The 22699-nt window shown below is 60.1% G+C and carries 24 protein-coding genes and 2 pseudogenes; 18 read left to right on the top strand and 8 right to left on the bottom strand.

The window, feature by feature from the left end; all coding sequences use genetic code 11:
• Positions 1 to 43: 43 nt before the first annotated feature.
• The 4 genes and pseudogenes from chrA to J5M56_RS04140 form a co-directional block, all read right to left on the bottom strand.
• Positions 44 to 1249 (bottom strand): annotated as a pseudogene (gene chrA, locus J5M56_RS04155) (chromate efflux transporter).
• A gap of 259 nt (positions 1250 to 1508) precedes the next feature.
• Positions 1509 to 1796: pseudogene (locus J5M56_RS04150) on the bottom strand (integrase); the annotation flags it as partial.
• Between the two features lie 235 nt (positions 1797 to 2031).
• Entirely contained in the window at positions 2032 to 2673 is a 642-nt protein-coding gene (locus tag J5M56_RS04145; RefSeq protein ID WP_207869880.1) for a DUF1109 domain-containing protein, read from the bottom strand.
• The gene (locus J5M56_RS04140; protein WP_060477327.1) at positions 2660 to 3250 is read right to left on the bottom strand and encodes a sigma-70 family RNA polymerase sigma factor; all 591 of its coding nucleotides are present in this window, start codon (positions 3248 to 3250) and stop codon (positions 2660 to 2662) included. Before J5M56_RS04140 ends, J5M56_RS04145 begins: the two co-directional genes overlap by 14 nt.
• Before the next feature lie 225 nt (positions 3251 to 3475).
• On the opposite strand from J5M56_RS04140, the gene J5M56_RS04135 reads away from it, so the two are divergent.
• The 7 genes from J5M56_RS04135 (at position 3476) to J5M56_RS04105 (ending at position 9381) form a co-directional block, all read left to right on the top strand.
• Positions 3476 to 3763, top strand: a complete 288-nt coding sequence (locus J5M56_RS04135; protein ID WP_060477326.1) for a DUF2282 domain-containing protein — start codon at positions 3476 to 3478, stop codon at positions 3761 to 3763.
• A gap of 16 nt (positions 3764 to 3779) precedes the next feature.
• Positions 3780 to 4613 carry a DUF692 domain-containing protein gene (locus J5M56_RS04130; protein ID WP_207869878.1) on the top strand — a complete coding sequence of 278 codons (834 nt, stop codon included), beginning with the start codon at positions 3780 to 3782 and terminating at the stop codon, positions 4611 to 4613.
• Complete coding sequence (locus tag J5M56_RS04125; protein WP_207869876.1) at positions 4610 to 5365, top strand: DNA-binding domain-containing protein; 756 nt, start codon at positions 4610 to 4612, stop codon at positions 5363 to 5365. Before J5M56_RS04130 ends, J5M56_RS04125 begins: the two co-directional genes overlap by 4 nt.
• Positions 5366 to 5375: 10 nt before the next feature.
• Entirely contained in the window at positions 5376 to 5843 is a 468-nt protein-coding gene (locus J5M56_RS04120) for a DoxX family protein (RefSeq protein WP_207869874.1), read from the top strand.
• A 218-nt stretch (positions 5844 to 6061) separates the two neighbouring features.
• A complete protein-coding gene (locus tag J5M56_RS04115) occupies positions 6062 to 6412 on the top strand; it encodes an integrase (protein WP_243430494.1) in 351 nt (116 codons plus the stop codon).
• A 32-nt stretch (positions 6413 to 6444) separates the two neighbouring features.
• Entirely contained in the window at positions 6445 to 8031 is a 1587-nt protein-coding gene (locus J5M56_RS04110) for an ABC-F family ATPase (RefSeq protein WP_060477322.1), read from the top strand.
• 156 nt (positions 8032 to 8187) lie between these two features.
• Entirely contained in the window at positions 8188 to 9381 is a 1194-nt protein-coding gene (locus tag J5M56_RS04105) for an MFS transporter (RefSeq protein WP_207869870.1), read from the top strand.
• On the opposite strand, the gene J5M56_RS04100 is transcribed toward J5M56_RS04105, so the two are convergent.
• Together J5M56_RS04100 and J5M56_RS04095 are read right to left on the bottom strand one after the other, a co-directional pair.
• Positions 9352 to 10386 (bottom strand): dienelactone hydrolase, encoded by a 1035-nt coding sequence (locus J5M56_RS04100; RefSeq protein WP_207869868.1) that lies wholly within the window; start codon positions 10384 to 10386, stop codon positions 9352 to 9354. The two genes, J5M56_RS04105 and J5M56_RS04100, sit on opposite strands and share 30 nt — an antisense overlap.
• A gap of 129 nt (positions 10387 to 10515) precedes the next feature.
• The gene (locus J5M56_RS04095) at positions 10516 to 11127 is read right to left on the bottom strand and encodes an FMN-dependent NADH-azoreductase (RefSeq protein WP_186477312.1); all 612 of its coding nucleotides are present in this window, start codon (positions 11125 to 11127) and stop codon (positions 10516 to 10518) included.
• Between the two features lie 131 nt (positions 11128 to 11258).
• Between J5M56_RS04095 and J5M56_RS04090 the strand changes: the two genes are divergently transcribed.
• Entirely contained in the window at positions 11259 to 12161 is a 903-nt protein-coding gene (locus J5M56_RS04090; protein WP_060477318.1) for a LysR substrate-binding domain-containing protein, read from the top strand.
• Entirely contained in the window at positions 12154 to 12513 is a 360-nt protein-coding gene (locus J5M56_RS04085; protein WP_207869866.1) for an MmcQ/YjbR family DNA-binding protein, read from the top strand. Before J5M56_RS04090 ends, J5M56_RS04085 begins: the two co-directional genes overlap by 8 nt.
• On the opposite strand, the gene J5M56_RS04080 is transcribed toward J5M56_RS04085, so the two are convergent.
• Entirely contained in the window at positions 12514 to 12942 is a 429-nt protein-coding gene (locus J5M56_RS04080) for a DUF1294 domain-containing protein (RefSeq protein WP_207869864.1), read from the bottom strand.
• Between the two features lies 1 nt (position 12943).
• On the bottom strand, positions 12944 to 13774 hold the full coding sequence (locus J5M56_RS04075; protein ID WP_060477315.1) for an undecaprenyl-diphosphate phosphatase: 831 nt from the start codon (positions 13772 to 13774) through the stop codon (positions 12944 to 12946).
• A gap of 294 nt (positions 13775 to 14068) precedes the next feature.
• Between J5M56_RS04075 and J5M56_RS04070 the strand changes: the two genes are divergently transcribed.
• From J5M56_RS04070 to J5M56_RS04030, 9 genes are all read left to right on the top strand, one after another.
• Positions 14069 to 15703 (top strand): methyl-accepting chemotaxis protein, encoded by a 1635-nt coding sequence (locus J5M56_RS04070; protein ID WP_207869862.1) that lies wholly within the window; start codon positions 14069 to 14071, stop codon positions 15701 to 15703.
• Positions 15704 to 15809: 106 nt separating this feature from the next.
• Positions 15810 to 16376: a nicotinamide riboside transporter PnuC gene (pnuC, locus tag J5M56_RS04065; protein WP_186477317.1), complete on the top strand. Its 567-nt coding sequence runs from the start codon at positions 15810 to 15812 to the stop codon at positions 16374 to 16376.
• Entirely contained in the window at positions 16373 to 16924 is a 552-nt protein-coding gene (locus J5M56_RS04060) for an AAA family ATPase (protein WP_207869860.1), read from the top strand. Before pnuC ends, J5M56_RS04060 begins: the two co-directional genes overlap by 4 nt.
• A gap of 296 nt (positions 16925 to 17220) precedes the next feature.
• Positions 17221 to 17652, top strand: coding sequence for a hypothetical protein (locus J5M56_RS04055; RefSeq protein ID WP_060477311.1), 432 nt, complete (start codon positions 17221 to 17223; stop codon positions 17650 to 17652).
• 1 nt (position 17653) lies between these two features.
• Positions 17654 to 18232: a hypothetical protein gene (locus J5M56_RS04050; RefSeq protein ID WP_060477310.1), complete on the top strand. Its 579-nt coding sequence runs from the start codon at positions 17654 to 17656 to the stop codon at positions 18230 to 18232.
• A gap of 52 nt (positions 18233 to 18284) precedes the next feature.
• Positions 18285 to 19772 carry a heme utilization protein gene (locus J5M56_RS04045; protein ID WP_186477320.1) on the top strand — a complete coding sequence of 496 codons (1488 nt, stop codon included), beginning with the start codon at positions 18285 to 18287 and terminating at the stop codon, positions 19770 to 19772.
• A gap of 66 nt (positions 19773 to 19838) precedes the next feature.
• On the top strand, positions 19839 to 20519 hold the full coding sequence (locus J5M56_RS04040; protein WP_060477308.1) for a C39 family peptidase: 681 nt from the start codon (positions 19839 to 19841) through the stop codon (positions 20517 to 20519).
• Positions 20520 to 20564: 45 nt separating this feature from the next.
• The gene (locus J5M56_RS04035; protein ID WP_207869858.1) at positions 20565 to 21305 is read left to right on the top strand and encodes a hypothetical protein; all 741 of its coding nucleotides are present in this window, start codon (positions 20565 to 20567) and stop codon (positions 21303 to 21305) included.
• A 48-nt stretch (positions 21306 to 21353) separates the two neighbouring features.
• On the top strand, positions 21354 to 22634 hold the full coding sequence (locus tag J5M56_RS04030; protein ID WP_207869856.1) for a hypothetical protein: 1281 nt from the start codon (positions 21354 to 21356) through the stop codon (positions 22632 to 22634).
• The last annotated feature ends 65 nt before the right edge of the window (positions 22635 to 22699 follow it).

Raw genomic sequence — 22699 nt, 5'->3', positions numbered from 1 at the left:
GAGATGTATTAATCGGCTGATTGCGGACATTCAGCAATTAGCCTCACACAGCGGTATTCAAGAGCCCGCCCAGCACGCCAGTGCCGAGTACAACCAGCCACGGCGGCAACTTTCAGAACATCAACGCAACTAGTGCCACAATGGCCAGACCAAAATCCTGTGGGGCGTGAATCGCACTCGTCCATACCGGCTGATATAGGGCGGCAAGCAACAGCCCCACCACAGCCGCGTTGATGCCCAGCAGTGCCGCTTGGGTGCGGCTGTTGCGACGCAGACGCTCCCAGAACGGCAAAGCTCCGACCACCAGCAGGAAAGAAGGCGCGAAAATCGCCAGCAAGCAGATCAGGCCTCCAAGCCAACCGCCGGGTGCCTGGTTCATTGAGGCGCCGAGAAATACTGCGAAGGTGAATAGCGGGCCAGGGACTGCCTGAGCTGCGCCATAGCCAGCTAAGAATATATCGTTGTCGACCCAACCAGAATGCACGACCTCAGCCTGCAATAGCGGCAGCACTACATGCCCGCCACCGAAGACCAGCGAGCCGGCACGGTAGAAAGCGTCCACCATCGACAGCATCTGACATGGGAACAACGTTGCCAGGAGCGGCAGCCCGATCAGAAAAGCAAAGAACAGGGCCGACCAGAATAGGCCAGCGCGCCGCCGGATGCTAATGGGCAATGGATCATGGGACTCGTCCGGCAGGGGCTTGAACAGCAACAGACCAATGGTCGCGGCGATAACAATGACGCCCATTTGCCCTAAGGCGGACGGCATGATCAGCACCAAGCAGGTCGCTGCCGCCATGATGGATATACGCGGCACGTCAGGGCACAAATTACGCGCCATACCCCATACCGCCTGCGCGACCACCGCCACGGCAACCACCTTCAAGCCGTGCAGCACGCCAGTGGGCACGGCATGGCCATAACTGGCGATGCCCAAGGCCAAGAGGATCAGAGCAGTCGCGGAAGGTAAGGTGAATCCCATCCACGCAGCCAGTGCGCCGCCATAGCCCGAGTGAGACAGCCCAAGCGCGATGCCGACCTGACTGCTAGCAGGCCCCGGTAGAAGCTGGCAAAGGGCGACCAAATCCGCATAACTGCGCTCACTTAGCCACTGTCGACGCACAACGAATTCGTCTCGGAAGTACCCCAAGTGAGCGATTGGGCCACCAAAAGAAGTCAGGCCCAATCGCAGAAAGATTAAGAAAACAGTCCAGTGGTTGCGGGCAGTGTGGGGGGTATCGCTCATGGCCGTTTGATCCATCATTGGCAAATCCACCATACGATAACCGACAATCGTAAAGGAATATGATGGGCTTAGCTGCGCAACCTGATGATGCAGAGACCTACTGAACCTTGCCGAGTAGCGGGTTGAGTTCCACCGCATCAATCGCCGAGAGAAAGCGCCAATTGCTCATCAGCTATGACCAGTGACCCATTGCGGCCTTTTGTGAAGGGCTGCTTTGGGTCGAGTCGCGACGGTCATACCTCGAACGTCGTTGGACGCTGTCTGTAATTTCAAACTGTACGCAACGTTGGGTTTTCTGCTGCATCACTATCGCTCGCGATGACACGTGCTCCCCATGAGCAATGTCGCGTACGCAAAGCTTGGTCAGAACGCACGCTCGTAGCTTGCGATCGATGGCCAGATCGAAAAGTGCCAAATCACAGGTTTCCTCCGCGATTTGGAGCCTCAACCCGAATGGCCCAGATATCTTGCAGTCGGAGCGGGACTTTCTGCCCGACCAATTTTCCTTGCTCCAAGGCTGATGGCTGCTGCTCGTAATAGCGTTCATGGCTTGTCCTTCATGTGAAGTAGGACAAGGATGGTTTACCCAATCTAGAGACGCTTATTGACCCTTTGTAGCCATTCAAATGTCTACAAAACCAGGGGCGATTCAAGGCTCATGCAATTAGGCCGCCCCATAGGGACGACATGCTGGCCGCATGAATCGCCGAATCGTCCCGCACCTGCGACAACCGTAGCGCACCGCGGCTTGCGCGGGTGCTACCTAGACCGGAAACGCCGCGCTACCAGCGCAACAAGCGAGGTCCGAGCAGCACGCCCATGGCTGTCGGCAGCAACATGCCAAGCAGATACCAGACGCTCCAGAATGGAATGCCCATCTCCGGGCAGTGCAGGCAGTAGGCAAGCGCCGCCGTGCTCCCCGCCAGCAGCCCTCCCGCCGCGCCGGCAAGGCGCAGGCGGGTTGGCGCAAGACCGCGCAGCGCCCAGAACGTGCCGGCGAAAGTCGGCACCGAGAGCAGCGCAATATTCAGCGCACAGGTGCGCCAGGTCTTGCCAAGAATAAGGTCGGCGCGGACGTCAGCAGGTACTGCAGCCAGCTCCACCGCTGCGCCGATCCAGACCAGCAGCAGGGGCAGCACCAGCAGCAACCAGGCTGCACCACCACCCACGCCTGGCCGCGCCAGGCGGCTGCTCAGCCACAGGGCAAGTGCGGCAAGGCTACCGGGTAGGGCAACCTTGGCCCAGAACAGCGGGGTGCGTGCGATCTCGCCCAGGTCAGGTCGCACACCGAAAATTGCCGCCATCAGCAGCAACGCGCCCAAGGCGCCGACCCCCAAGGCGATGGCGAAACGCTTGCCAGAGAGGTGTCGGTCAACCGCGCCCTCACCGGCGCTCAACAGGTCGATCAGTTCATTGGTCTTCATCGTTTCGCAATTCTCGGATGATAGTCGCCAAGGCCTTGAGCCCACGGTGGATGCCGACCTTCACGGCAGAGCTGGATAGCCCAGTCAGACTGGCAGTTTCCTCAATCGACAGGCCATTGAGCTTTACATGAACAATCGGCAGGCGCTGCTTTTCGGGTAGCTGGCGCAGCAGCTTGCCCAGATCACGGCTGGCCTGAGCGGGTTCGCCATCCTCAACGGCGAACAGTTCTCCCTCGTCGTCCGCCAGCGGATCGTGGCGGGCCTCCCTGCGCGCGAAGGCGCGGAAGTGGTCAGCCAGCTTGTAGCGCGCGATGGCCTGCACCCAGGCAGTCAAAGGCTGGTCCGCGCGGTAGGTGTGGCGGGCATTATGGACCGCCAGCAGCACCTCCTGCAGCAGGTCTTCGACCTCGTCGGGGCGCTGGCTCAGGCGCCGGCCCAGGAAAGCTCGCAAGTGCGAGCCGAGCGCACTGAGGAACTCGCGATACGCCCTGCCGTCACCGTCCAGGCCACGCAGCAGCAACGCCTGCAGCTGAGCCTCACGCGCGATCAGCACCTCCTGGCTGGTAGTTCGTTGCATCGGCCGTCCTGGTTACACCGTAAATGAATTCTGTCCCGCCCTCCTCCAAGCCAACTGGCGTGCCGTTGGCATGCGGAAAACAGGTATTCGTTCAATACGTTAGGGCCGCAGCTAAAAAATCTCAAAAAATTTTAAGGCGCTGTAACCGGATCGCAACTGCTGGCGAACTACTCATCGAGCCGACGGATCCTTCCGCGGCCCCTTACTCGAACCGGAGACCGCACTATGAAAACCCTGCCCCTCATCACCGCCGCCCTTGCCCTTGCCGCCATCACCGGTAACGCTCTGGCCGAGGACATGAACACCAAGGCCAGCAATGGCACCACCATGGAGAAGTGCTACGGCGTCGCCCAGGCCGGCAAGAACGACTGCAAGGCAGGTGCGGGTACAACTTGTGCGGGCAGCGCCAAGAAGGACTACGACGGCATGCACTGGAAGAACGTTCCGGCCGGCACCTGCACCACCATCAAGACGCCCAATGGCATGGGCTCGCTGACCCCAAGCAAAGCCTGAACCAAGGCCGCCGACCATGAGCGCATTCCATCAACTTGGCGCCGGGCTGGGGCTCAGAGGCGAACACTACGCCCAGGCGTTGGCTTGCTCTGGCCAAGGTCTCTGGTTAGAAGTGCATCCGGAGAACTACATGGTCGGCGGTCCCCGCCTTGCTTGGCTGGAGCGGATCGCCGAGCGGCATCCGCTGTCGCTGCACGGGGTTTCGCTGTCCCTGGCGGCCGATGCCGCACCTGACGAGGCAAACCTTCAACGCTTGCGCGTGTTGGTCGAGCGCGTGCAACCGCTGCTGATTTCCGAGCACCTGGCCTGGTCAAGCTGGCGCGGCCAGTATCACCCGGACCTGCTGCCCTTCCCGCGCAGTCATGCTGCCCTGGCACGCATAACTGAGAACATCCAGCGCACACAGGAAGCTCTGGGCCGGCGCATCGCCATCGAGAACCCCAGCCACTACGTGCGCCTGGAGGGCCACGACTGGGGTGAAATCGAATTCCTCACGGAACTGGCGCTGCGCACTGGCTGTGGCCTGCTGCTGGACGTCAACAACGTGCACGTCAGCGCACACAACCTAGGCTTCGATGCCATGCGCTATCTTGATCTCTTCCCCGCGGCGGCCATTCTCGAAATCCACCTGGCCGGGCACAGTCACGATGAGGGTGGCCAATTGCTGATCGACTCCCACGACGCACCTGTCGCCGAACCGGTCTGGGCGCTCTACGAGCATCTCATTCAGCGTATTGGTCCAATACCAACACTGATCGAGCGTGACGACCATCTGCCAGCCTTCGACGTCCTGCAGGCCGAACGCCATCGCGCCCAGGCGATCCTCAACCTGGCTCAAGTGACCCCATGAAGACCGCACTCGGTGCATTCCAGGACGCCTTCGTCGAAGCCCTCCATCGGCGCCCTGTCCCGGCGCTGCGAAGCCTAACCGCGCAGTCGGGGTTTGAGGTGTATCGCAACACCGTACTCAAGGGCTGCGTCGATGCGCTGTGCGACAACTTCCCGACCATCGAACGCCTGGTCGGGAAAGACTGGCTACGTGCCGCGGCCGCCATCCACGCTCGCGAGACGCCGCCTTGCGATGTCAGGCTGATTCTTTACGGTGAGGGTTTCGCAGACTTCCTCGAAGCGTTCGAACCCGCGCGGGAGCTTCCTTACCTTGGCCCTGTGGCGCGCCTGGACCGACTGTGGAACGAGGCCTTCGCCGCCCCTGCACAAGCGCTATTGGAACTGGCCAGCCTCGCCGGCATGAGCGCGCGTGACCTCGCCGCCTGCCGCCTGGAGCCGCGCACCTGCGTGCGCTGGGGCTGGTTCAACGGGCAACCGATCTACAGCATCTGGCGTTACAACCGCGAGGCCCTGCCGATACCGGAGGAACTACCCTGGCGGGGCGAGGGCGCATTGCTCGTCGGCCATGCCGAAGGCGTCACCTGGCATGCGCTGGAGGCAGGCGGCTGTGCTTTCCTTGACGCCTGCGCGGCCGGCAACGACCTGGACCGGGCCTCGGCCCTGGCGCTCGCGACGCAACCCGATCTGGACTTTCACGACCTGCTCGGCCGGCTGCTCGGTGCCGGGGTTTTCCGTCCCATCAACCTCACTTGAGGAGGCCACCATGGATATCGCCCGCCCCCCCCTTCACGGCAGCGGCCTGCGCCGGCGCTGGAATCGCCTAGCCGAATTACTGCAGCACCGGCTCAGCGACGCGCTTCTGTGCCTGGTAGCGCGATTCGGGATTGCCTCAACCTTCTTTCTTTCCGGTCGCACCAAGGTCGAGGGCCTCCTGAGCATCACTCCGAGCACCTACGAGTTGTTCCGCACCGAGTACATGTTGCCGCTGCTACCACCGCACATCGCCGCGCACCTGGCAACCTACGCGGAGCACTTCTTCCCGATGCTGTTGGTACTGGGCCTGTTTACCCGCCTATCGGCCCTAGCGTTGCTGGGCATGACCACGGTAATAGAGGTGTTCGTCTACCCGGACGCCTGGCCCACCCATTTGGTTTGGGCGGGCCTGCTGCTGTTGCTGATCGGCAGAGGGGGCGGAAGCTGTTCGCTGGATCGAGTGCTGGGCATTCGATGAATGCTTCGCCTGCAACCGGTCAGTTGAATCGCCCATGGTTTCCTAGACGGCTCCAGCGACTCCAACGGTCGATAGCAGTCGTTAGCGGAGGCCGATTTCGAGACGCCGCACAGAGGCAACCTCGCACCAGAGAAACGCACGAAGACTAAGCATCACAGGGAGGTGCCACTCAACGAGCCGCCATCACCCAGGCCCAGCAGATGGCGACTCTTCGACCCATGGCATCCAAATCAGCTCACCCAATTAGCCCTTTTGTGTTCCAACCGAGCAAAGGTGGGCTGTGGATCAACGAGCCAAGTGTTACAATCGGCCACTTTAAATCGGCGCTCAAGGCGCTGAACATCCGTGAACGCCGTCAGTACGACACCCGCCACATCTACGCAACCATGCGCCTCATGTCTGGGATGAACCCTGCGCTCATCGCGAACCAGCTTGGCCATAGCGTCGAGATGTTGCTTTCTACCTACGCGAAATGGATCAGCTCCTCCTCGGATTGGAGGGAGCTGGAGAAGCTGCCGCTCCGAGTCGAATTGGCCCAAAATTGGCCCAAAAATGACGAGAGGGCCTAAATACACCTCTGGAACCCCCGCAGGACAAGCACTTGATCTCTACCGCCAACATCACCATGCAGTTCGGCTCCAAGCCACTGTTCGAAAACGTTTCAGTCAAATTCAACAACGGCAACCGCTATGGCCTGATCGGCGCCAACGGTTGCGGCAAGTCGACCTTCATGAAGATCCTCGGCGGCGATCTTGAGCCGTCCGCAGGCCAGGTCATGCTCGAGCCGAACACCCGCCTGGGTAAGCTGCGCCAGGACCAGTTCGCCTACGAAGATTTCACTGTGATCGATACCGTGATCATGGGCCATGGCCAGTTGTGGAAGGTCAAGGCTGAGCGTGATCGTATCTATTCGCTGCCAGAAATGACCGAAGAAGACGGCATGGCCGTCGCCGAGCTGGAAACCGAGTTCGCCGAAATGGACGGCTATACCGCCGAATCCCGTGCCGGTGAGCTTTTGCTGGGCTTGGGAATCCCCCTGGAGCAGCACTTTGGCCCGATGAGCGAAGTGGCGCCTGGCTGGAAGCTGCGTGTGCTGCTGGCCCAGGCGCTGTTCTCTGACCCGGATGTACTGTTGCTGGACGAACCCACCAACCACCTGGACATCAACACTATCCGCTGGCTGGAAAGCATTCTCACCGCGCGCAACAGCACCATGGTGATCATTTCCCACGACCGGCACTTCCTCAACAGCGTGTGCACGCACATGGCCGATTTGGACTACGGCGAGCTGCGGGTATTCCCAGGCAACTACGACGAATACATGACCGCTGCTACCCAGGCGCGGGAGCAACTGCTGTCGGACAACGCCAAGAAGAAAGCCCAGATCGCCGAGCTGCAGACCTTCGTCAGCCGCTTCTCGGCCAACGCCTCGAAGGCCAAGCAGGCAACCTCGCGCGCCAAGCAGATCGACAAGATCCAATTGGCCGAAGTCAAGCCGTCGAGCCGGGTGAGCCCATTCATCCGCTTCGAACAGACCAAGAAGCTGCACCGCCAGGCAGTCACCGTCGAGAAGATGGCCAAAGCCTTTGACGACAAGGTGTTATTCAAAGACCTGGGCTTCACCATCGAGGCCGGCGAGCGCGTGGCGATCATTGGCCCCAACGGCATCGGCAAAACGACCCTGCTGCGCACGCTGGTCGGTGAAATGACCCCGGACAAAGGCGAAGTGAAGTGGACCGACAGCGCCGAGGTAGGCTACTACGCCCAGGACCATGCCCATGACTTCGAAGACGACATGACCTTGTTCGACTGGATGGGCCAGTGGACCAGCGGCGAACAAGTGATCCGGGGCACCCTCGGGCGCATGCTGTTCTCCAACGACGAGATTCTCAAGTCAGTGAAGGTGATTTCCGGTGGTGAGCAAGGCCGTATGCTGTTCGGCAAGCTCATTCTGCAAAAGCCGAATGTGCTGGTGATGGACGAGCCGACCAACCACTTGGACATGGAGTCGATCGAAGCCCTGAACCTGGCGCTAGAGAACTACCCCGGTACCCTGCTGTTCGTCAGCCACGACCGCGAGTTCGTTTCCTCATTGGCGACCCGTATCATCGAACTGAGCGCCGACGGTGTGGTTGACTTCAGCGGGACCTACGACGACTACCTGCGCAGCCAGGGCGTTGTGGTCTAAGTCACCTGGGCCGGCCGGGGCAACCACCCCGGCCGTTCCTCTCAGGGCCGAACGGCCTAGGATCGAACATTCGGTCGATTAATTAGTTAGCCTGCTTTCATTTCCTTCGCCCAACGGCCATGATTAGCCCACGCCCGCCCGTCCGCGAATGAGCCCATGACCGCGCAACAGCCCGCCCCCGCCAGTAGCACGTTCACCGTCACTGTGCAGATTCTGTCGATCGTGTTCTACACCTTCATTGCCTTCCTGTGCATCGGCCTGCCGATTGCGGTGCTGCCCAGCTATGTGCATGACCAACTGGGCTTTGGCGCGATCATTGCCGGGGTGACCATTGGCCTGCAATACCTGACCACCTTGCTCAGCCGCCCATTTGCGGGGCGGGTGGCCGATACCTTGGGTGGTAAACGGGCGATTCGCTGTGGCCTGCTCGCCATCGGCGCTTGTGGTGTGTTGACACTGCTTTCGGCTTGGTCGCTTCAGCTACCTCTGCTGAGCCTGGGGCTGCTGCTCGGTGGCCGCGTTTTGCTTGGGCTGGCGCAGGGGCTCATCGGGGTTGCCACCCTGAGCTGGGGTATCAGCCAGGTTGGCCCCGAGCACACGGCGCGGGTTATCTCGTGGAACGGTATCGCTTCCTATGGGGCGATAGCCATAGGCGCGCCTCTGGGCGTGCTGGCGGTGGCCGATTTGAATTTCAGCGTGCTGGGCCCGGCTCTGCTGGTGCTGGCATTGCTGGCTTTGCTAGTGCTACGCACACGCCCGGACGCAGTGGTTTCACGGGGGGAGCGGCTGGCGTTCTGGTCGGCATTCCTGCGCGTTGCCCCCTGTGGGCTCGGCCTTACGCTGGCGTCGATCGGCTACGGCACCCTGACTACGTTTGTGACGCTCTACTACTTGGAACGTGGCTGGGTTGGCGCAGCCTGGTGCCTTAGCGCTTTCGGGCTGTGCTTCATCATTTCGCGCCTACTGTTCGTAAATGCGGTCAACCGCTTTGGCGGCTTCAACGTGGCCATGGCCTGCATGGCCACGGAGGTGCTGGGCCTGAGCCTGCTGTGGTTGGCGCCCTCACCGGCCTGGGCGCTGGTCGGTGCCGGGCTGACCGGCTTTGGTCTGTCGCTGGTATATCCGGCCCTTGGGGTCGAAGCGATAAAACAGGTACCGAGCAGCAGCCGCGGCGCCGGACTAGGCGCTTACGCGGTGTTCTTCGACATGGCACTGGCTATAGCCGGCCCAGTGATGGGCGCGGTGGCTGTGCACCTTGGCTATGCCTCGATCTTCTGCGTGGCTGCCCTGCTGGCCTTGGCTGGAGTTGGCCTGACGATGTTACTGGCGCGCCGCAGCCGTCGCAGCTGAACGCTCGGCGGGCTCTGGAGCGCCCAGGGTCTGGGTAAAGAAGTTTGCGGTATCGCGCTGCAGGGAGTGGTGAATGTGCCGCCGATCTACGCCCTCGGCGTCCTTGCACAACGCTGGCATGCGTAGCCACTGCTGTTGGTCACAACGGGCCATGAACACGAAGTGCCCGGCACCGGCCAGCAAACGGTAGTCCGGTGCAATCGGTAACTTTTGCGCCAATTGCTCGGCATTACGGTCCACAGCCACCAGCTGGTCGCTGTCGCCGCTATAGATCAGCGCTGGCACCTTCACACCTGCCAGGGCGTGGCGGCCGAACATCAGACTTAGCGGCGCCATCAGCATCACCGCACCTACCCTCGCATCGGCCTTAGGTTGCAGCTCGCTGCGGTCGGCAATGAGCACGCCATGCGTCTTGCAGGCGTCGGCGTCAGTTGGGCGCTCCAGGCAATAGCGGCGCAGACGTTCGAGGTCTGGTTGAGCCCCAGACAGGATCAACGCGGTTTCGCCACCGGCCGAATAACCAATCACACCGACCTTGCCGTCATTCAGATAAGGGCCGAGCAAGGTATCTTCGCGGGTGGCGGTGATCGCCTCGCTGACCTGTAGAGGGCGGCCGTAAAGGTTGCTCAGGGTCCCAAGGCGGCTGTGGTCTCGAGCATTGTCGCCAGGGTGCACCACAGCCACCACGACAAAGCCCCGCCGGGCCAAGGCGGTAGCCAAGTAATGCAGGGCCAGCGGGCTGCCAGCATTGCCATGGGACAACACCAGCAACGGAAACTGGCCGAGCGCTACCGGCGCTTCTTCGGCAACCTCGATCGGGTAACCATCGATGCGAATAGCGCGGGGCGTACCATTGGAGGGATAGAACGCCAGCGCCTGCATGGGCCTTGCGTCAACCGGGTCGTCCAGCGTCATGTGGTGCAGGCCGACAACCCAAGACGCAGCGTTGGCATGGCCCAATAAGCCACTGAGCAGAAATGCCAGCAAGTAACGAGAAGTGTTCATCGGTCAGCTATCGCGCAACAGGCATCAGGATAGCTTGAGCATAGGATCAGCCAGGCGGCTGGCAGATGAAACATGAATGAAAAAACCGGCAGGCGCAAGTCGCGCCTGCCGGCTCTTGTCACAGGATGATCAGGCCGCAGCAAACAACTCGGAGGCGATCTGCGTTTGGGCGGCATCGATAGCCTGGGTACGCTGTTCCGGGCCATAGGCCAGGCCGTGTGCACGCACCACTTCAACGTCGGTGATGCCGATGAAGCCGAGGAACACCTTGAGGAAGTCCTCATGCCCAACCCCGGTAGGTTGGCCGGCATGCAAGCCACCAGCGGTGGAAACAAGCACGACTTTTTTGTTACCGCACAGGCCTTCGGGGCCTGCTTCGGTGTAGCGGAACGTTTTGCCGGCCACGGCAACGCGGTCGATCCATGCTTTGAGCTGGGTCGGTACGCTGAAGTTGTACATGGGTGCGCCAATCACCACGGCGTCGGCGGCGAGAAATTCTTCCAGCGTCTCGGCGCTGAGCTTGGCTTCGAAGGCCTGCGCCGCATCACGGGCTTCTTCGGGGGTGCCGGCAGCCATCAGTGTGGCGGAAGAGAAGTGAGCAATGGCATCGGCTGCCAGGTCCCGGTACACCACTTCGATGGTTGGGTCGGTGGCTTTCCAAGCCTGCACCACTTCACGGCTCAGTTGGCGAGAGGCGGAATTGTCGCCCAGGATGCTCGAATCGATATGCAACAGTTTCATGGGACTCTCCTGTGATTGAAGACCGCAGCAGTGGGCGATCACGATGAGGAGAATCCTACCGGGAGGTTCAATGGCTGAAAAGTAGCGAAAAATACGCTAGTTTGTCCCATCTATGGAACAGTGGATCGGCCATGCAAGACCTTAACGACCTCTTCTATTTTACCCAGGTAGTCGAAGCCGGCGGTTTCGCTGCCGCCGGGCGCCAGCTGGGTATACCCAAGTCGCGCCTGTCACGGCGTATCGCAGAACTGGAAGAACGCCTGGGCACCCGGTTGCTACAGCGCACAACCCGCCAGCTCAAGCTTACCTCTGTAGGTGAGCGCTACCTGCGTCATTGCCAAGCCATGCTGTTGGAGGCCCAAGCCGCCGACGAAGTGGTCGCGAGCATGAGCAGCGAGCCGCGTGGGCGTTTGCGCGTGTCGTGCCCAGTGGCACTGGCCCACGCGTTTCTGCCGGATGTGATCGCGGGGTTTCTGAAGCTTTACCCGCAGGTGCAACTGGACATGGTGCTACTGAACAGGCGTGTCGATCTGATATCCGAAGGTATCGACGTCGCCTTGCGTGTACGCGACCTTGGCGACGAAGACCCAGCACTGGTCACCCGTCGCCTGCGCCAGGCACAGATGCAGCTGGTGGCAGCGCCGGGCTTCGCCGATCACGTACGCCACCCCGCCGACCTTGCCAGTTTGCCTGTGCTTGGTGCAGCCGAAGCTGATCGCTTGGTGCACATGCAGTTACTTGGGCCAAACGGTCAGCGTCAGGACATCGCGCTGGAGCCGCGGCTGGCCATCGATGACTTTGTCGTGCGCAATGCCGCAGTGCGCGCCGGGCTAGGTTTCACGGCACTGCCCAGCATGTTCTGCGAAGCGGAACTGGAACGCGGTGAGCTAGTGAGGCTGTTACCTGACTGGTCCCTACCTGGCGGCTATCTGCAGGCAGTCTACCCTCATCGTCGTGGACTGTTACCTGCCGTACGGGCATGGATCGACCACTTGGCTTTATCCTTCGAAGCCTGCGGGGAGCGTTATGTCTAAGCCGCAAATGAGCCCGCAACAGGTGGCAGCCTTCTGCCTGGGCCTGCCAGGTGCTCGAGAGGACTACAAATGGGGCGGCATCCGGGTGTTTTCCGTGGCCGGCAACAAGATGTTCGCAGTGCTCGACCTGGCCGGAGCAGGGTTGTCGTTCAAGGTGGCCGACGAGTTGTTTCTGGGCTATTGCGACCGCCCTGGCGTGCGCCCAGCCCCTTACCTCGCACGCGCCAGGTGGATCAGCATGCAACCGCCCTACCCCATGGGCTGTGAGGAGCTGTGCGACTTGCTGCAGCGCTCGCACCAGCTGGTGGTACGGCGGCTGCCCAAGCGTCAGCAGGCGGCCGTGCTAGGTTGACTAATTGAAGGGCAGGAAACGGCTGCCAAGGAACAGATAGTCCAGCCAGAATACTTGATGAAGCAGCACGATGATCCAGAACACCAGTTGGTAAGACACTTTACGCGTTTTGTGGCGCAACAACTGTTGAGCTATCAGTGCACCAGGCCACCCCCCCAGCAGCTCGCTGGCATGCAACACTTTTTCCGGCGTGCGCCAAGCATTACCTCGGGCCTGACGTTTGTCATGCCAGTAAAGCAGCAGGCTGATCAGGCTGACCAGTGGATACAACGCCAAGGGCACCCAGCCATGGCCATCGAAGGCCATCGAGGCCGCGCCAAGGCCGGGTAACAGGCACAGTAAGCCCCAAAGCAACCATTTCAGCCGAGCATAGCTCACGCCCGTTGCCTGCTCACCACGGCGTGGTGCGGTGTTCTGAACGCGCGCCATGTCAGCTGTGCACCGTTGACCAGTCGACCCAGCCGAACTGCCAGGTGGCCAGAATTAGCAACCCGAAGACAATCCGATACCAGGCGAATACCGCGTAGCTGTGGTTGGCGATGAATTTCAGCAACGCCCGCACAGCAATCATGGCAAAAATGAACGAGGTCACGAAGCCAAGGGCAAACACCGGCAGATCACTGGGTTCGAACAGGTGACGGTATTTGTAGCCTGAGTACACCGCCGCACCAACCATGGTTGGCATGGCCAGAAAAAACGAGAACTCTGTGGCGGCCTTGCGCGACAGGCCAAACAGCAGGCCACCGATGATGGTCGAACCGGAGCGCGAGGTGCCAGGTATCATCGCTAGGCACTGCACGAAGCCAATTTTCAGTGCATGCGTCCAGCGCATGTCATCGACATGATCGACCGCCACGCTGTGCTGACGGCGTTCGGCCCAAAGCATGATTACGCCTCCGATCACCAATGCCGCGGCAACAGTGATTGGGTTGAACAGGTACTCGTGGATCAGGTCGGCGAACAATACTCCCAGCACCACAGCAGGGAAAAATGCCAACATCAAGTTTGCCGTGAAGCGGCGCGCCTTCGGCTGATTGCCAAGGCCGATCACCACATCCAGGATCTTGCGGCGCAACTCCCACATCACTGCCAGGATCGCCGCCAGCTGGATGATGATATTGAATGCCATGGCTCGTTCCCCGCCAAAACCTATCAGGTCGGCGACGATGATCTGGTGACCTGTACTTGAAATCGGCAGGAACTCTGTCAGCCCCTCGACCACACCTAGAATGATTGCCTGAAAGGCAGTCCAAAAATCCATCGATCCCCCGATGAGGCACTGCTAGCAGCAGGCCTGTTTTTTCTTGATTCGCTTGTCACCGCACGCGGCGCGGCCTTTTTACAGGCACATGTGGGACAAACGCCAGCGGAAAAGTTCTACAGAATTAAAGGTTTCATCTCGCCGGGCCGAAATCCTAGCTAAGGGGCATGACAAACTCGCGTGAGCCTGTGGCAGAGTAGTCAATAACTAGCACTTAGCCATTAGTCGGGTGCCTGTCACCTGGAAAGCATGTTTGGATGCACCTGAATAACAAGAACAACAGGAGTGGGTTCGATGAAGGCATTGCGATCGATGTCGATCAGCAGCCGTTTGTGGCTGATCTTGGTGGTTGCAGTCGGCATGCTGGTGTTGCTCGGCCTGTTGATGCTGCGCCAGATCCACGGCGATCTGTACCAGGCCAAGGCGGAGAAGACACGTCACGTGGTGCAGACTGCCGCTGGGGTGCTGGCCTATTACCAAGGCCTCGAAACGACCGGCACGCTGACCCGCGAAGCGGCTCAGCAGCAGGCGCTGCAAGTGGTCAAGGCACTGCGGTACGACCACAATGACTATTTCTGGATCAATGATCTGTCGCCAAAGATGATCATGCATCCGGCCAACCCCAAGCTCGATGGCCAAGACCTCTCCGCGATCCGCGACCCGGACGGTTTTGCCGTATTCAATGAAATGGTGGCGCTGGCCCGCAGTCACGGTGCCGGCCCGGTCGACTACCGTTGGCCCAAGCCGGGTGCCAGCGAGCCGGTGGCCAAGACCTCCTATATACAGTTGTTCGAACCGTGGGGCTGGATCATCGGCTCTGGCGTGTATGTCGACGACGTTCAGGCCGAATTCGCCCGCCAGTTACGCGATGCTTCGTTGCTCGGGCTGGCCATCGCAGTGCTCATGGCACTGGTGGTATTGATGATCGCCCGCAGCATAGCTCGCCCGCTGCAAGAAGCCGTGCAGGCCATGGGCAACATCGCCAGCGGCGAAAGCGACCTTACTCGGCGCCTGGACACCCATGGCCGGGATGAAATCACTTACCTGGGCCAGCATTTCAACCAATTCAACGGCAAGCTGCAGGGGGTAGTCGGTCAGCTTCAGGGCGCCGCACATGCTTTGGCACAGTCCGCCGGGCACGTCGGCGACAGTGCTGGTGCTGCACAACACCATAGTGCTCAGCAGTCGATGCAGATGGATCAAGTGGCTACAGCGGTCAATGAGGTGACTTACGCCGTGCAAGACGTGGCCAAGACTGCCGAGCAGGCCGCTGGGGAGATGCGCGCGGCCCAGCAGCAAGTGGAACATGGCCAGCAGGCCATTCACGGCAGCTTGCAGCAGATCGAGCGCCTGTCGGCGACCATCGACCAGGCGGTGCAGGTCATTCGCGACCTGGCTTCGCACAGCACTAAAATCGGCGGTGTACTGGAGGTTATCCGCGCCATTGCCGAGCAAACGAACCTTCTCGCGCTCAACGCTGCGATCGAAGCCGCTCGGGCTGGCGAGCAGGGCCGGGGTTTTGCCGTGGTCGCTGACGAAGTGCGCCTGCTTGCCCAGCGCACGGCACAGTCGACCGCCGAAATCAACACCATGATCGAGCACCTGCAAAGCCAGTCAGACGCTGCGGTCAAAGCCATCGACACCAGTAGCGAGGCCTCGCGCCAGACCGTGCAACAAGCTCAGCAGGCCGGCACCAGCCTGGACGCGATCAGCCAGGCGCTGCACAGCCTCACTGCCCTCAACGCCTCGATCGCCAGCGCCACTTTGCAGCAATCCCACGTGGTCGAGGAAATCAACCGCAATGTGCTGGATACAGCAGGCTTATCCCAACAGACTGCCGAGGCGGCGCGTCAGTCCAGCGACGCGGGTGTCGCCCTGGGGCAGTTGAGCGAGCAGCTGCAGCAACTGCTGCGTCAGTTCCGCCTCTGAACCACACTTGGGCACCAGCCGGTGACACGGCCGGTGCTCGTTACACGCTACAACTCACGCACGCCACAGGCTACAATCGCCGCCCTTTGCCAACCAAGGATCGCCGATGTCCGGCCTCGAACTCATCGCCGCCGTGCTCGGCGTTACCGCCGTGTGGCTCACCGTCAAGCAGAACGCTTGGTGCTGGCCAATCGGCCTGATCATGGTGCTGATCTACGGCTGGCTGTTCTACGAGGTCAAACTCTATTCAGGCATGCTACTTCAGTTGGCCTACGCTGTACTTCAGCTTTACGGCTGGTGGCAGTGGAAACGCCCCGACCGGGTCGAGCAGGCCCGGCGGGTCTCGCACCTGCCGCTGCGCAAGCTGTTGTGGGGCCTGATGGCTGGCCTGGGACTGAGCTGCGTACTGGGCGCTGCAATGGCTGGCTGGACCGATGCTGCCGCCCCCTGGTTGGATGCGACACTGACCGGTTTCAGCCTGGTCGCGCAATTGTGGATGGCACACAAACGCGTGCAGTGCTGGCCGCTATGGATCGTGGTCGATATCGTTTACGTAGGCCTGTATCTGCAGCAACAGCTGTATTTCACGGCCGGGTTCTTCAGCGTGCTGACCTTGATCGCAGTACGCGGTTGGCTGCAATGGCGCCGCGATCCAGCATTGGTGCCGGCATGAAAGTCCTGGTCCTGTGCGGCCCCGAATCGACCGGTAAGAGCTGGCTGAGCGGCGAGATCCAAGCGCATTTCGGCGGCGTTGTGGTAGCCGAATACGTCCGTCACTTCATCGACCAGCAGTGCCGGGACACCTGCTATGCCGACGTGCCGACCATTGCCCGCGGTCAACTGGACTGGGAAGACCGGGCCCGAATGCTGGCGCCTGAGCTGCTGATTCTCGATACCCACCTGCTCAGCAACATGCTCTGGAGCCGCGCGCTGTTCGGCGCGTGCCCGCCTTGGTTGGAACATGCCTTGCTAGACAGGCATTACGATTTGCATCTGCTGCTCAGCCCTCAAGGGGTGGGCTGGGTCGCCGATGGTCAGCGCAGTCAGCCAGACCTTGCCGACCGACAGGTTTTTTTCGAGGACAGCCACCGCTGGCTGCTGCACCATAGGCAAACCGTGGAAATTATCGACGGCGACTGGCCGCAACGCAGCGCCAATGCCTTGCGGGCGGTTGAGCGTCTGCTCGAAGATAAAATGCCAACCTGCCCCACTGAGTGTTAAGCCCATGACACACTCAAGTCACGCAAGTCGCTGTATCTGTAGGCTGCCAGCCTTGGGCCGGGGCAGTGTCAAGGTTATGAGACATTCCGCCAGTGCGGTGCCTGAACAGATCTGATCTGCGCGCCCAGGCCTTTAACCTCAATGTCTGTCTCAAGGGTGATACACAACATCGATGAGTGCTTCAGGCTATTCACTCAAGTATTTGATTCATAAGCGTTAGCAAAAAGCGGCACGGCTTTCGCTCTCCTCCCTCGCATCGCTGAACAAGACCAGCGTTCGAAGAAGGAGTAGCCGTCATGGGGAAACTGGATAGACGCGTTTATGGCCTGCTGCTGATTACTTGTGCAATGGCTTCGGCGTTGCCTGCACAAGCCGACAACGGGATCATCGTCATCACCCGCGACGTGCAACCGCGCATCGCCACCCGCGCGCCTCTGGCACCTGACCCCTACCCTACCACCGCCAATGCCAACCCCTCTGCTTACGTGCTCAGGCAGACCAATGAGCTCAGTGATGGGGATTTTGCCAGCATCACAAGCGGCACGGGAATCTCCTCGCTGGTCACCCAACAAACCGACAACCTCGGCGGCCCTATAGGCAACCAGACCCAACTGGCAAACCAGGCTGCCGGCCGTGGTACAGGCTCGGGCAACGGTATATCCAACATGGTCAATTCGAGCGTCCAGCGCGGTCTTGCGCCCTTGCAGATCCTCACTGGAGGCAAATGAAATGAGGCAGACCCTGTTCATCTTGGCTTTTGCCGCTAGCGCATCGGCGCTGGCGCAATCGCCGGTGCCCGTGCTCAACGACGCCAATATCGACAGTTCCGGGGCTCAGTACCAAGGCAACTTCGGCGTCAACCAAGCCGCTGGCGATGGCCAGCAACAAGCCAACGCCAGAGCCATCGCCACAGGCCACCAAGCCACAGCGACCACGCAAATTCGCCAACGCCAGCTCTCCATCGTCGACCCAAACATGGGCGCCAGCGCCAGTATCCAAGGCAACGCGTTCAGTCATGGCAGTGGCGCACTGGGGGTAAACCAAAGCGCTGGCGCCGCGACCCAGCAGGCCAATGCCCTGCGCATCAGCATCAGTACACAACCGCAAAGCATCGATGACAGCGTCCTGCTGCAACAAAACGTGGCGCTGATCAACAGCTCCGATCCATCTGATACCTCACCTGGCTATCGCCAAGTCACCACTGGTGACCAGGCATTCACCGGCAGCCGCGGGGTCATCCAGCTGAATCAGAGCGCCGGGGTGGGCAACCAGACGGCTAACACCCTGAGCGTAAGGGTCGCGAATTGACCCAAAGGGAAACAGGTAAGAACAACACTTAACCTAAAGACGGAGAAACACCATGAAACCTTCGATGGCAATCAAGCCTCTGGTTTTCGCAATTGCTGCGGTCATGGCTGTTGCTGCACAAGCGGATCAGAACAATCGCCGTGGTTACAACAACCACAACAACTACACCCCACCTGCACGTGCCGTGCTGACCGATGCGACTGCCAACGCCAATGACGGTCAGAGAAGCAACGGTAACACCATCAACAACCAAGGCACCATCAACGAAGCCGAGATGAGCAGCTCCGGTGCTGGCGCCAGTGGCAACGTCGGTGTCAACGTGGCGGCCGGTAACGGCAACCAGCAGGCCAACGCGTCGGCTATCGCCAACACCTCGTCGGACAATGCGGCGATCGACAACAGCTTCGTCTTTGGCACCTCAACCGCCACTGCCGAGATCACCCAGCGCAGCAACAACAACACGGTGAACAACTGGTCGACCCAAAGCTCCGCCGTCATGAGCGGCTCGGCTGAAGGCAGCAGTGGCAATATCGGCATCAACGTGGCCGGCGGCGATCTCAACCAGCAGAAAAACAGCATGGCGATCGCCAACAACTCGGCACCTATCGGCAACTCCTCTGCCACTGCCACCGCCAACCAGTACGGCCCTGGCCTGCAGGTGAACAACGCTGCCGATCGCACTTATCGCGTAGATACGCTGACCCTCACCACGTCTTCGAGTGGTTCGGCTTCGCGTAGTGGTTCGTTCGATGCCAGCGTCGACAAGAGCTCCAGCTCCAGCTACAGCGCCTCGGGCAGCCAAAGCGCCAGTGCCAGCGGCAGCCATAGCAACAGCTCCAGCGGTTCGACAAGCATGACCGCCAGCGGCTCCAACAGCAGCAGCGCCAGTGGCAGCAACAGCATGAGCGCCAGCGGGTCGAACAACTACGCTGCCAATGGCAGTGCCAGCAACAACCACAGTTCGTCGTCCAACACCACGGTAAGCGCCTCGCTCGATGCCAGCGCCAATGGCAGCGCATCGTCGTCGCAAACCTTCGGCAACTTCACGCGTTCGCGCAGCTCGGACTTCGACGCATCGCTCAGCGCCTCGCTTGACGCGTCGGTTGACAAGTCCCATGAGTCGGCTAGCAACTCGTCGTTCGACAAGTCGCTCAGCAGCTCATTCGACAGAGCCTATGACTCCTCCTATGACCGCAGCCATGACTCGTCTTATGACAAGTCTCGCGATACGTCTTATGAGAAGGCCAACCAATCGGCCTGGGAAAAAGCCAGTGCTTCGGCCTACGAAAAAGCTGGCGAAAAAGCCTCGCAGTCCTCGGACAGCATTTCGAAGAGCTTCAGCGAGTCTAGCGAGTATGCCCTGAGCAACACCGTGTCGTTCCAAGTGCTGACTCCGACCGGTTGGGCCAACCCTGTGACCAACACCGCTACCCTCAGTGGCTCGGTGAACGGTGGCAGCGGCAACTTGGGCGTGAACGTGGCAGCGGGTGTGGGCAACCAACAAAGCAACTCGCTGGCCATCTCCAACACCTCGATGTGACAACTGTGCTCAGGAGGCCCCTGCGGGGGCCTCCCTCTAACAAGAAAAAGGCAGGGGGCGTCGAACATGCGCATTATCGCCTTGGCATTTCTGCTGTGCATCGCCAGTGTCAGCGAAGCTTCGCAGATGCCGTTATCCGTACTGCCAGGTGGTGCAGTGGTCTACAAACCGATCCAGAGCGTGCGCGAACGTAAATTCGCCGACCTGGTACCGCAGAAAACCGACTTCAGTTGTGGCGCGGCATCCTTGGCTACCATCCTGCGTCAGGCCTATTGGCTGGACGTGGATGAGCATCAGGTGATCGAGGGCATGCTCGCCCATGCCAACGAAGACCTGGTTCGTACCCAAGGGTTCTCCATGCTCGACATGAAAAAATACGTGGAGAGCCTGGGCATGCGTGCCCGTGGTTACAAAGTGGCGCCCGAAACCCTCAACAGCATCCGCATTCCAGTGGTCGTGCTGATGGACATCCGAGGCTACAAGCATTTCGTGGTCATGCAGAAGGTCGACAGAGGCTGGGTATACATCGGTGACCCGGTGCTGGGCCATAAACGCTTCAGGATCGACGACTTCGTAAAAGGTTGGAATGGCATCATCTTCGCGGTGATTGGCCAAGGTTATGACAAGAACAATATTCTGCTCGACCCGCCACTGCCGCTGAGCGCGAAACACCGCATCAGCAACTTCACCCCGGTTCAGGACGCAGAATTGATGGACTTCGGTTTCATTCAAAGCGACTTCTTCTAATGACCTTGTTGCACCTCAACAGGGCGCATGCTCCGGGAGAACCTCATGAAGACTTCACTGTGGCTGGCAATGGTTTGCCTGGCCGCCAGCCTGCCTACCCATGGCGAAACGTTCAAGCCAGTCGAATTGAAAGACCAGGAACTGGCCAGCCTGCGTGGCCGTTACGTGATGCCAGGGCGAATCGTGAGTTTTGGCATCGTCATGACCAGCACCTGGCAGAACGCCAATGGCGAGGTGATTGGGGCGACGTCGGCGATGCAAGTTCAGCAGACGACCATAAAACCGCAGTTCTATGTCTCGATGATCGATGAAAAAGGCAACGGCAACGCCTCGAGCATCGGCACCGGCACCGTAACGGGTGGTAACGGCCTGAGTACGACCCAAGGGGTGACCCAGGTGGTGCGCGCTGCAGGTGATTTCAACGCAGCCAGCAACAATGTCGACATCAACGTCACCAAAGGCAATGAAGCGCCCGCCGTGCAGCCCCAGGGCCAAGCGCTGACAGCGGGTTCGACACTGACAGGCAGCAACGGCGCCGGCTCATTGAGCGTGTCGTCCAGCGGCTCTGGCGTGCAGATGAACATCGTTGCCAACGGCAACCAAGGCAGCTCTATGCAAAGCCTTGGCCAAGGGGGGTTGATGCAGAACACCACGCTGCTGGGCGTGAGCAACCGTGTCAGCAACTTGACTTCACTCAACGTCGTGTTACGTGACAATGCGCCAGTGGCAGGTTCGATAAATACCAACTTGGATCAACTCAAAGGCCTTCGCAATCTCGGATACTGAACTACGCTCAAGTCTCATCGTTATGTAGTCATAAGGGACGGCTAATCCATGCACCGCATGTCGAAGTTCAGAGTTATCGCTTGTTTGACAACATTGGCTCCGGCCACTCTGCTACAGGCGGCAACCGACCCTCAGGTCGAAGCACTCAAACAGGAACTCATTGCGCTCAAACAGCGCTACGAAGCGCAGCAGAATGCACTGATGGTGCTGGAGCAGCGGCTCAAACAGGTCGAAGAAGCTCCCGCCCAGCCAGCACCTAGGCGCCTGACCAAGTCCCCTGCCGAGGGCGTCAAGGGCGGCCAGACCGTGGCCACCGGCACCCCTGGCAACAGCGGGAGCTCCTATGGGCAGTCGCTGCAAGACAATTCCGAACCGGCTCAAAGCGTGTCCAACCTGTATGACGAGGCCAGTGGCTTCTTCGGCGGTGGAAAGTTCAGTGTCGAAACCGGGCTCACCTACACCCATTACGACACCCGCGCGCTGGTGCTCAACGGCTTCTTGGCACTGGATTCCATTTTTCTCGGCAATATCAACATCGACCGCATCAAGGCTGACAACTGGACCCTGGACCTGACCGCGCGGTACAACGTCGACCAGCGCTGGCAGTTCGATATAAACGTGCCCGTCGTCTACCGCGACTCCACTTACTCCTCCGGTGGCGCGGGTGGGGCGGCCGGAGTCACGTCCGATGCTTCAGTCACGCGTGATCCGACCATCGGCGATGTGAACTTTGGTATCGCCTACAAATTCATCGACGAGTCTGAGAGCTGGCCAGACGCCGTTGCCACGTTGCGGGTGAAGGCGCCAACCGGCAAAGACCCTTATGGCATCAAACTCAAGCCGGTGCCGGGCAACGACAACTTGTCGGTACCTGATGACCTGCCTACCGGTAACGGTGTGTGGGCCATTACCCCGGGTATCTCGCTGATCAAGACGTTCGACCCGGCCGTGCTTTTCGGTAGCCTTTCGTACACCTACAACATGCAGGACTCGTTCAGCGATATAAGCCCACAGGTCAATACCAAGGTGCCGGGTGATGTGAAACTGGGCGATTCATGGCAAATCGGCGGCGGTATCGCCTTTGCCCTCAACGAGAAGATGAGCATGTCGTTCTCGGTAACCGATCAATTCGCCCGCAAGAGCAAGATCAAACCCGATGGCGGAGACTGGCAATCGATCACCAACAGCGACTACAACGCGGCCAACTTCAACGTCGGCCTGACCTTTGCTGCGTCCAATAACCTCACGATCGTGCCGAACTTGTCGATTGGCCTGACCGATGACGCCCCGGACTTTTCCTTCAGCCTGAAATTCCCGTATTACTTCTGAAAACTGGGGCGCATCGCGCCCCAAATGGTTACCAACCTTGTAGCCCACGGCTTTGCCGTTATCGG

It is taken from the genome of Pseudomonas sp. 51_B, assembly GCF_017491595.1.
Taxonomy (GTDB): domain Bacteria; phylum Pseudomonadota; class Gammaproteobacteria; order Pseudomonadales; family Pseudomonadaceae; genus Aquipseudomonas; species Aquipseudomonas promysalinigenes.
The sequence above is the reverse complement of the archived record's forward strand: the minus strand, read 5'-3'. Positions and strand labels throughout refer to the sequence as shown.

Coding starts and splice junctions, on each gene's coding strand:
- J5M56_RS04075 (WP_060477315.1), bottom strand. CDS start 13,774: ATGGATTTTTGGACTGCCTTTCAGGCAATCATTCTAGGTGTGGTCGAG.
- J5M56_RS04085 (WP_207869866.1), top strand. CDS start 12,154: ATGTCTAAGCCGCAAATGAGCCCGCAACAGGTGGCAGCCTTCTGCCTG.
- J5M56_RS04030 (WP_207869856.1), top strand. CDS start 21,354: ATGCACCGCATGTCGAAGTTCAGAGTTATCGCTTGTTTGACAACATTG.
- J5M56_RS04070 (WP_207869862.1), top strand. CDS start 14,069: ATGAAGGCATTGCGATCGATGTCGATCAGCAGCCGTTTGTGGCTGATC.
- J5M56_RS04035 (WP_207869858.1), top strand. CDS start 20,565: ATGAAGACTTCACTGTGGCTGGCAATGGTTTGCCTGGCCGCCAGCCTG.
- J5M56_RS04095 (WP_186477312.1), bottom strand. CDS start 11,127: ATGAAACTGTTGCATATCGATTCGAGCATCCTGGGCGACAATTCCGCC.
- J5M56_RS04120 (WP_207869874.1), top strand. CDS start 5,376: ATGGATATCGCCCGCCCCCCCCTTCACGGCAGCGGCCTGCGCCGGCGC.
- J5M56_RS04145 (WP_207869880.1), bottom strand. CDS start 2,673: ATGAAGACCAATGAACTGATCGACCTGTTGAGCGCCGGTGAGGGCGCG.
- J5M56_RS04115 (WP_243430494.1), top strand. CDS start 6,062: ATGGCATCCAAATCAGCTCACCCAATTAGCCCTTTTGTGTTCCAACCG.
- J5M56_RS04140 (WP_060477327.1), bottom strand. CDS start 3,250: ATGCAACGAACTACCAGCCAGGAGGTGCTGATCGCGCGTGAGGCTCAG.
- J5M56_RS04055 (WP_060477311.1), top strand. CDS start 17,221: ATGGGGAAACTGGATAGACGCGTTTATGGCCTGCTGCTGATTACTTGT.
- J5M56_RS04045 (WP_186477320.1), top strand. CDS start 18,285: ATGAAACCTTCGATGGCAATCAAGCCTCTGGTTTTCGCAATTGCTGCG.
- J5M56_RS04105 (WP_207869870.1), top strand. CDS start 8,188: ATGACCGCGCAACAGCCCGCCCCCGCCAGTAGCACGTTCACCGTCACT.
- J5M56_RS04090 (WP_060477318.1), top strand. CDS start 11,259: ATGCAAGACCTTAACGACCTCTTCTATTTTACCCAGGTAGTCGAAGCC.
- pnuC (WP_186477317.1), top strand. CDS start 15,810: ATGTCCGGCCTCGAACTCATCGCCGCCGTGCTCGGCGTTACCGCCGTG.
- J5M56_RS04130 (WP_207869878.1), top strand. CDS start 3,780: ATGAGCGCATTCCATCAACTTGGCGCCGGGCTGGGGCTCAGAGGCGAA.
- J5M56_RS04125 (WP_207869876.1), top strand. CDS start 4,610: ATGAAGACCGCACTCGGTGCATTCCAGGACGCCTTCGTCGAAGCCCTC.
- J5M56_RS04050 (WP_060477310.1), top strand. CDS start 17,654: ATGAGGCAGACCCTGTTCATCTTGGCTTTTGCCGCTAGCGCATCGGCG.
- J5M56_RS04040 (WP_060477308.1), top strand. CDS start 19,839: ATGCGCATTATCGCCTTGGCATTTCTGCTGTGCATCGCCAGTGTCAGC.
- J5M56_RS04080 (WP_207869864.1), bottom strand. CDS start 12,942: ATGGCGCGCGTTCAGAACACCGCACCACGCCGTGGTGAGCAGGCAACG.
- J5M56_RS04060 (WP_207869860.1), top strand. CDS start 16,373: ATGAAAGTCCTGGTCCTGTGCGGCCCCGAATCGACCGGTAAGAGCTGG.
- J5M56_RS04100 (WP_207869868.1), bottom strand. CDS start 10,386: ATGAACACTTCTCGTTACTTGCTGGCATTTCTGCTCAGTGGCTTATTG.
- J5M56_RS04135 (WP_060477326.1), top strand. CDS start 3,476: ATGAAAACCCTGCCCCTCATCACCGCCGCCCTTGCCCTTGCCGCCATC.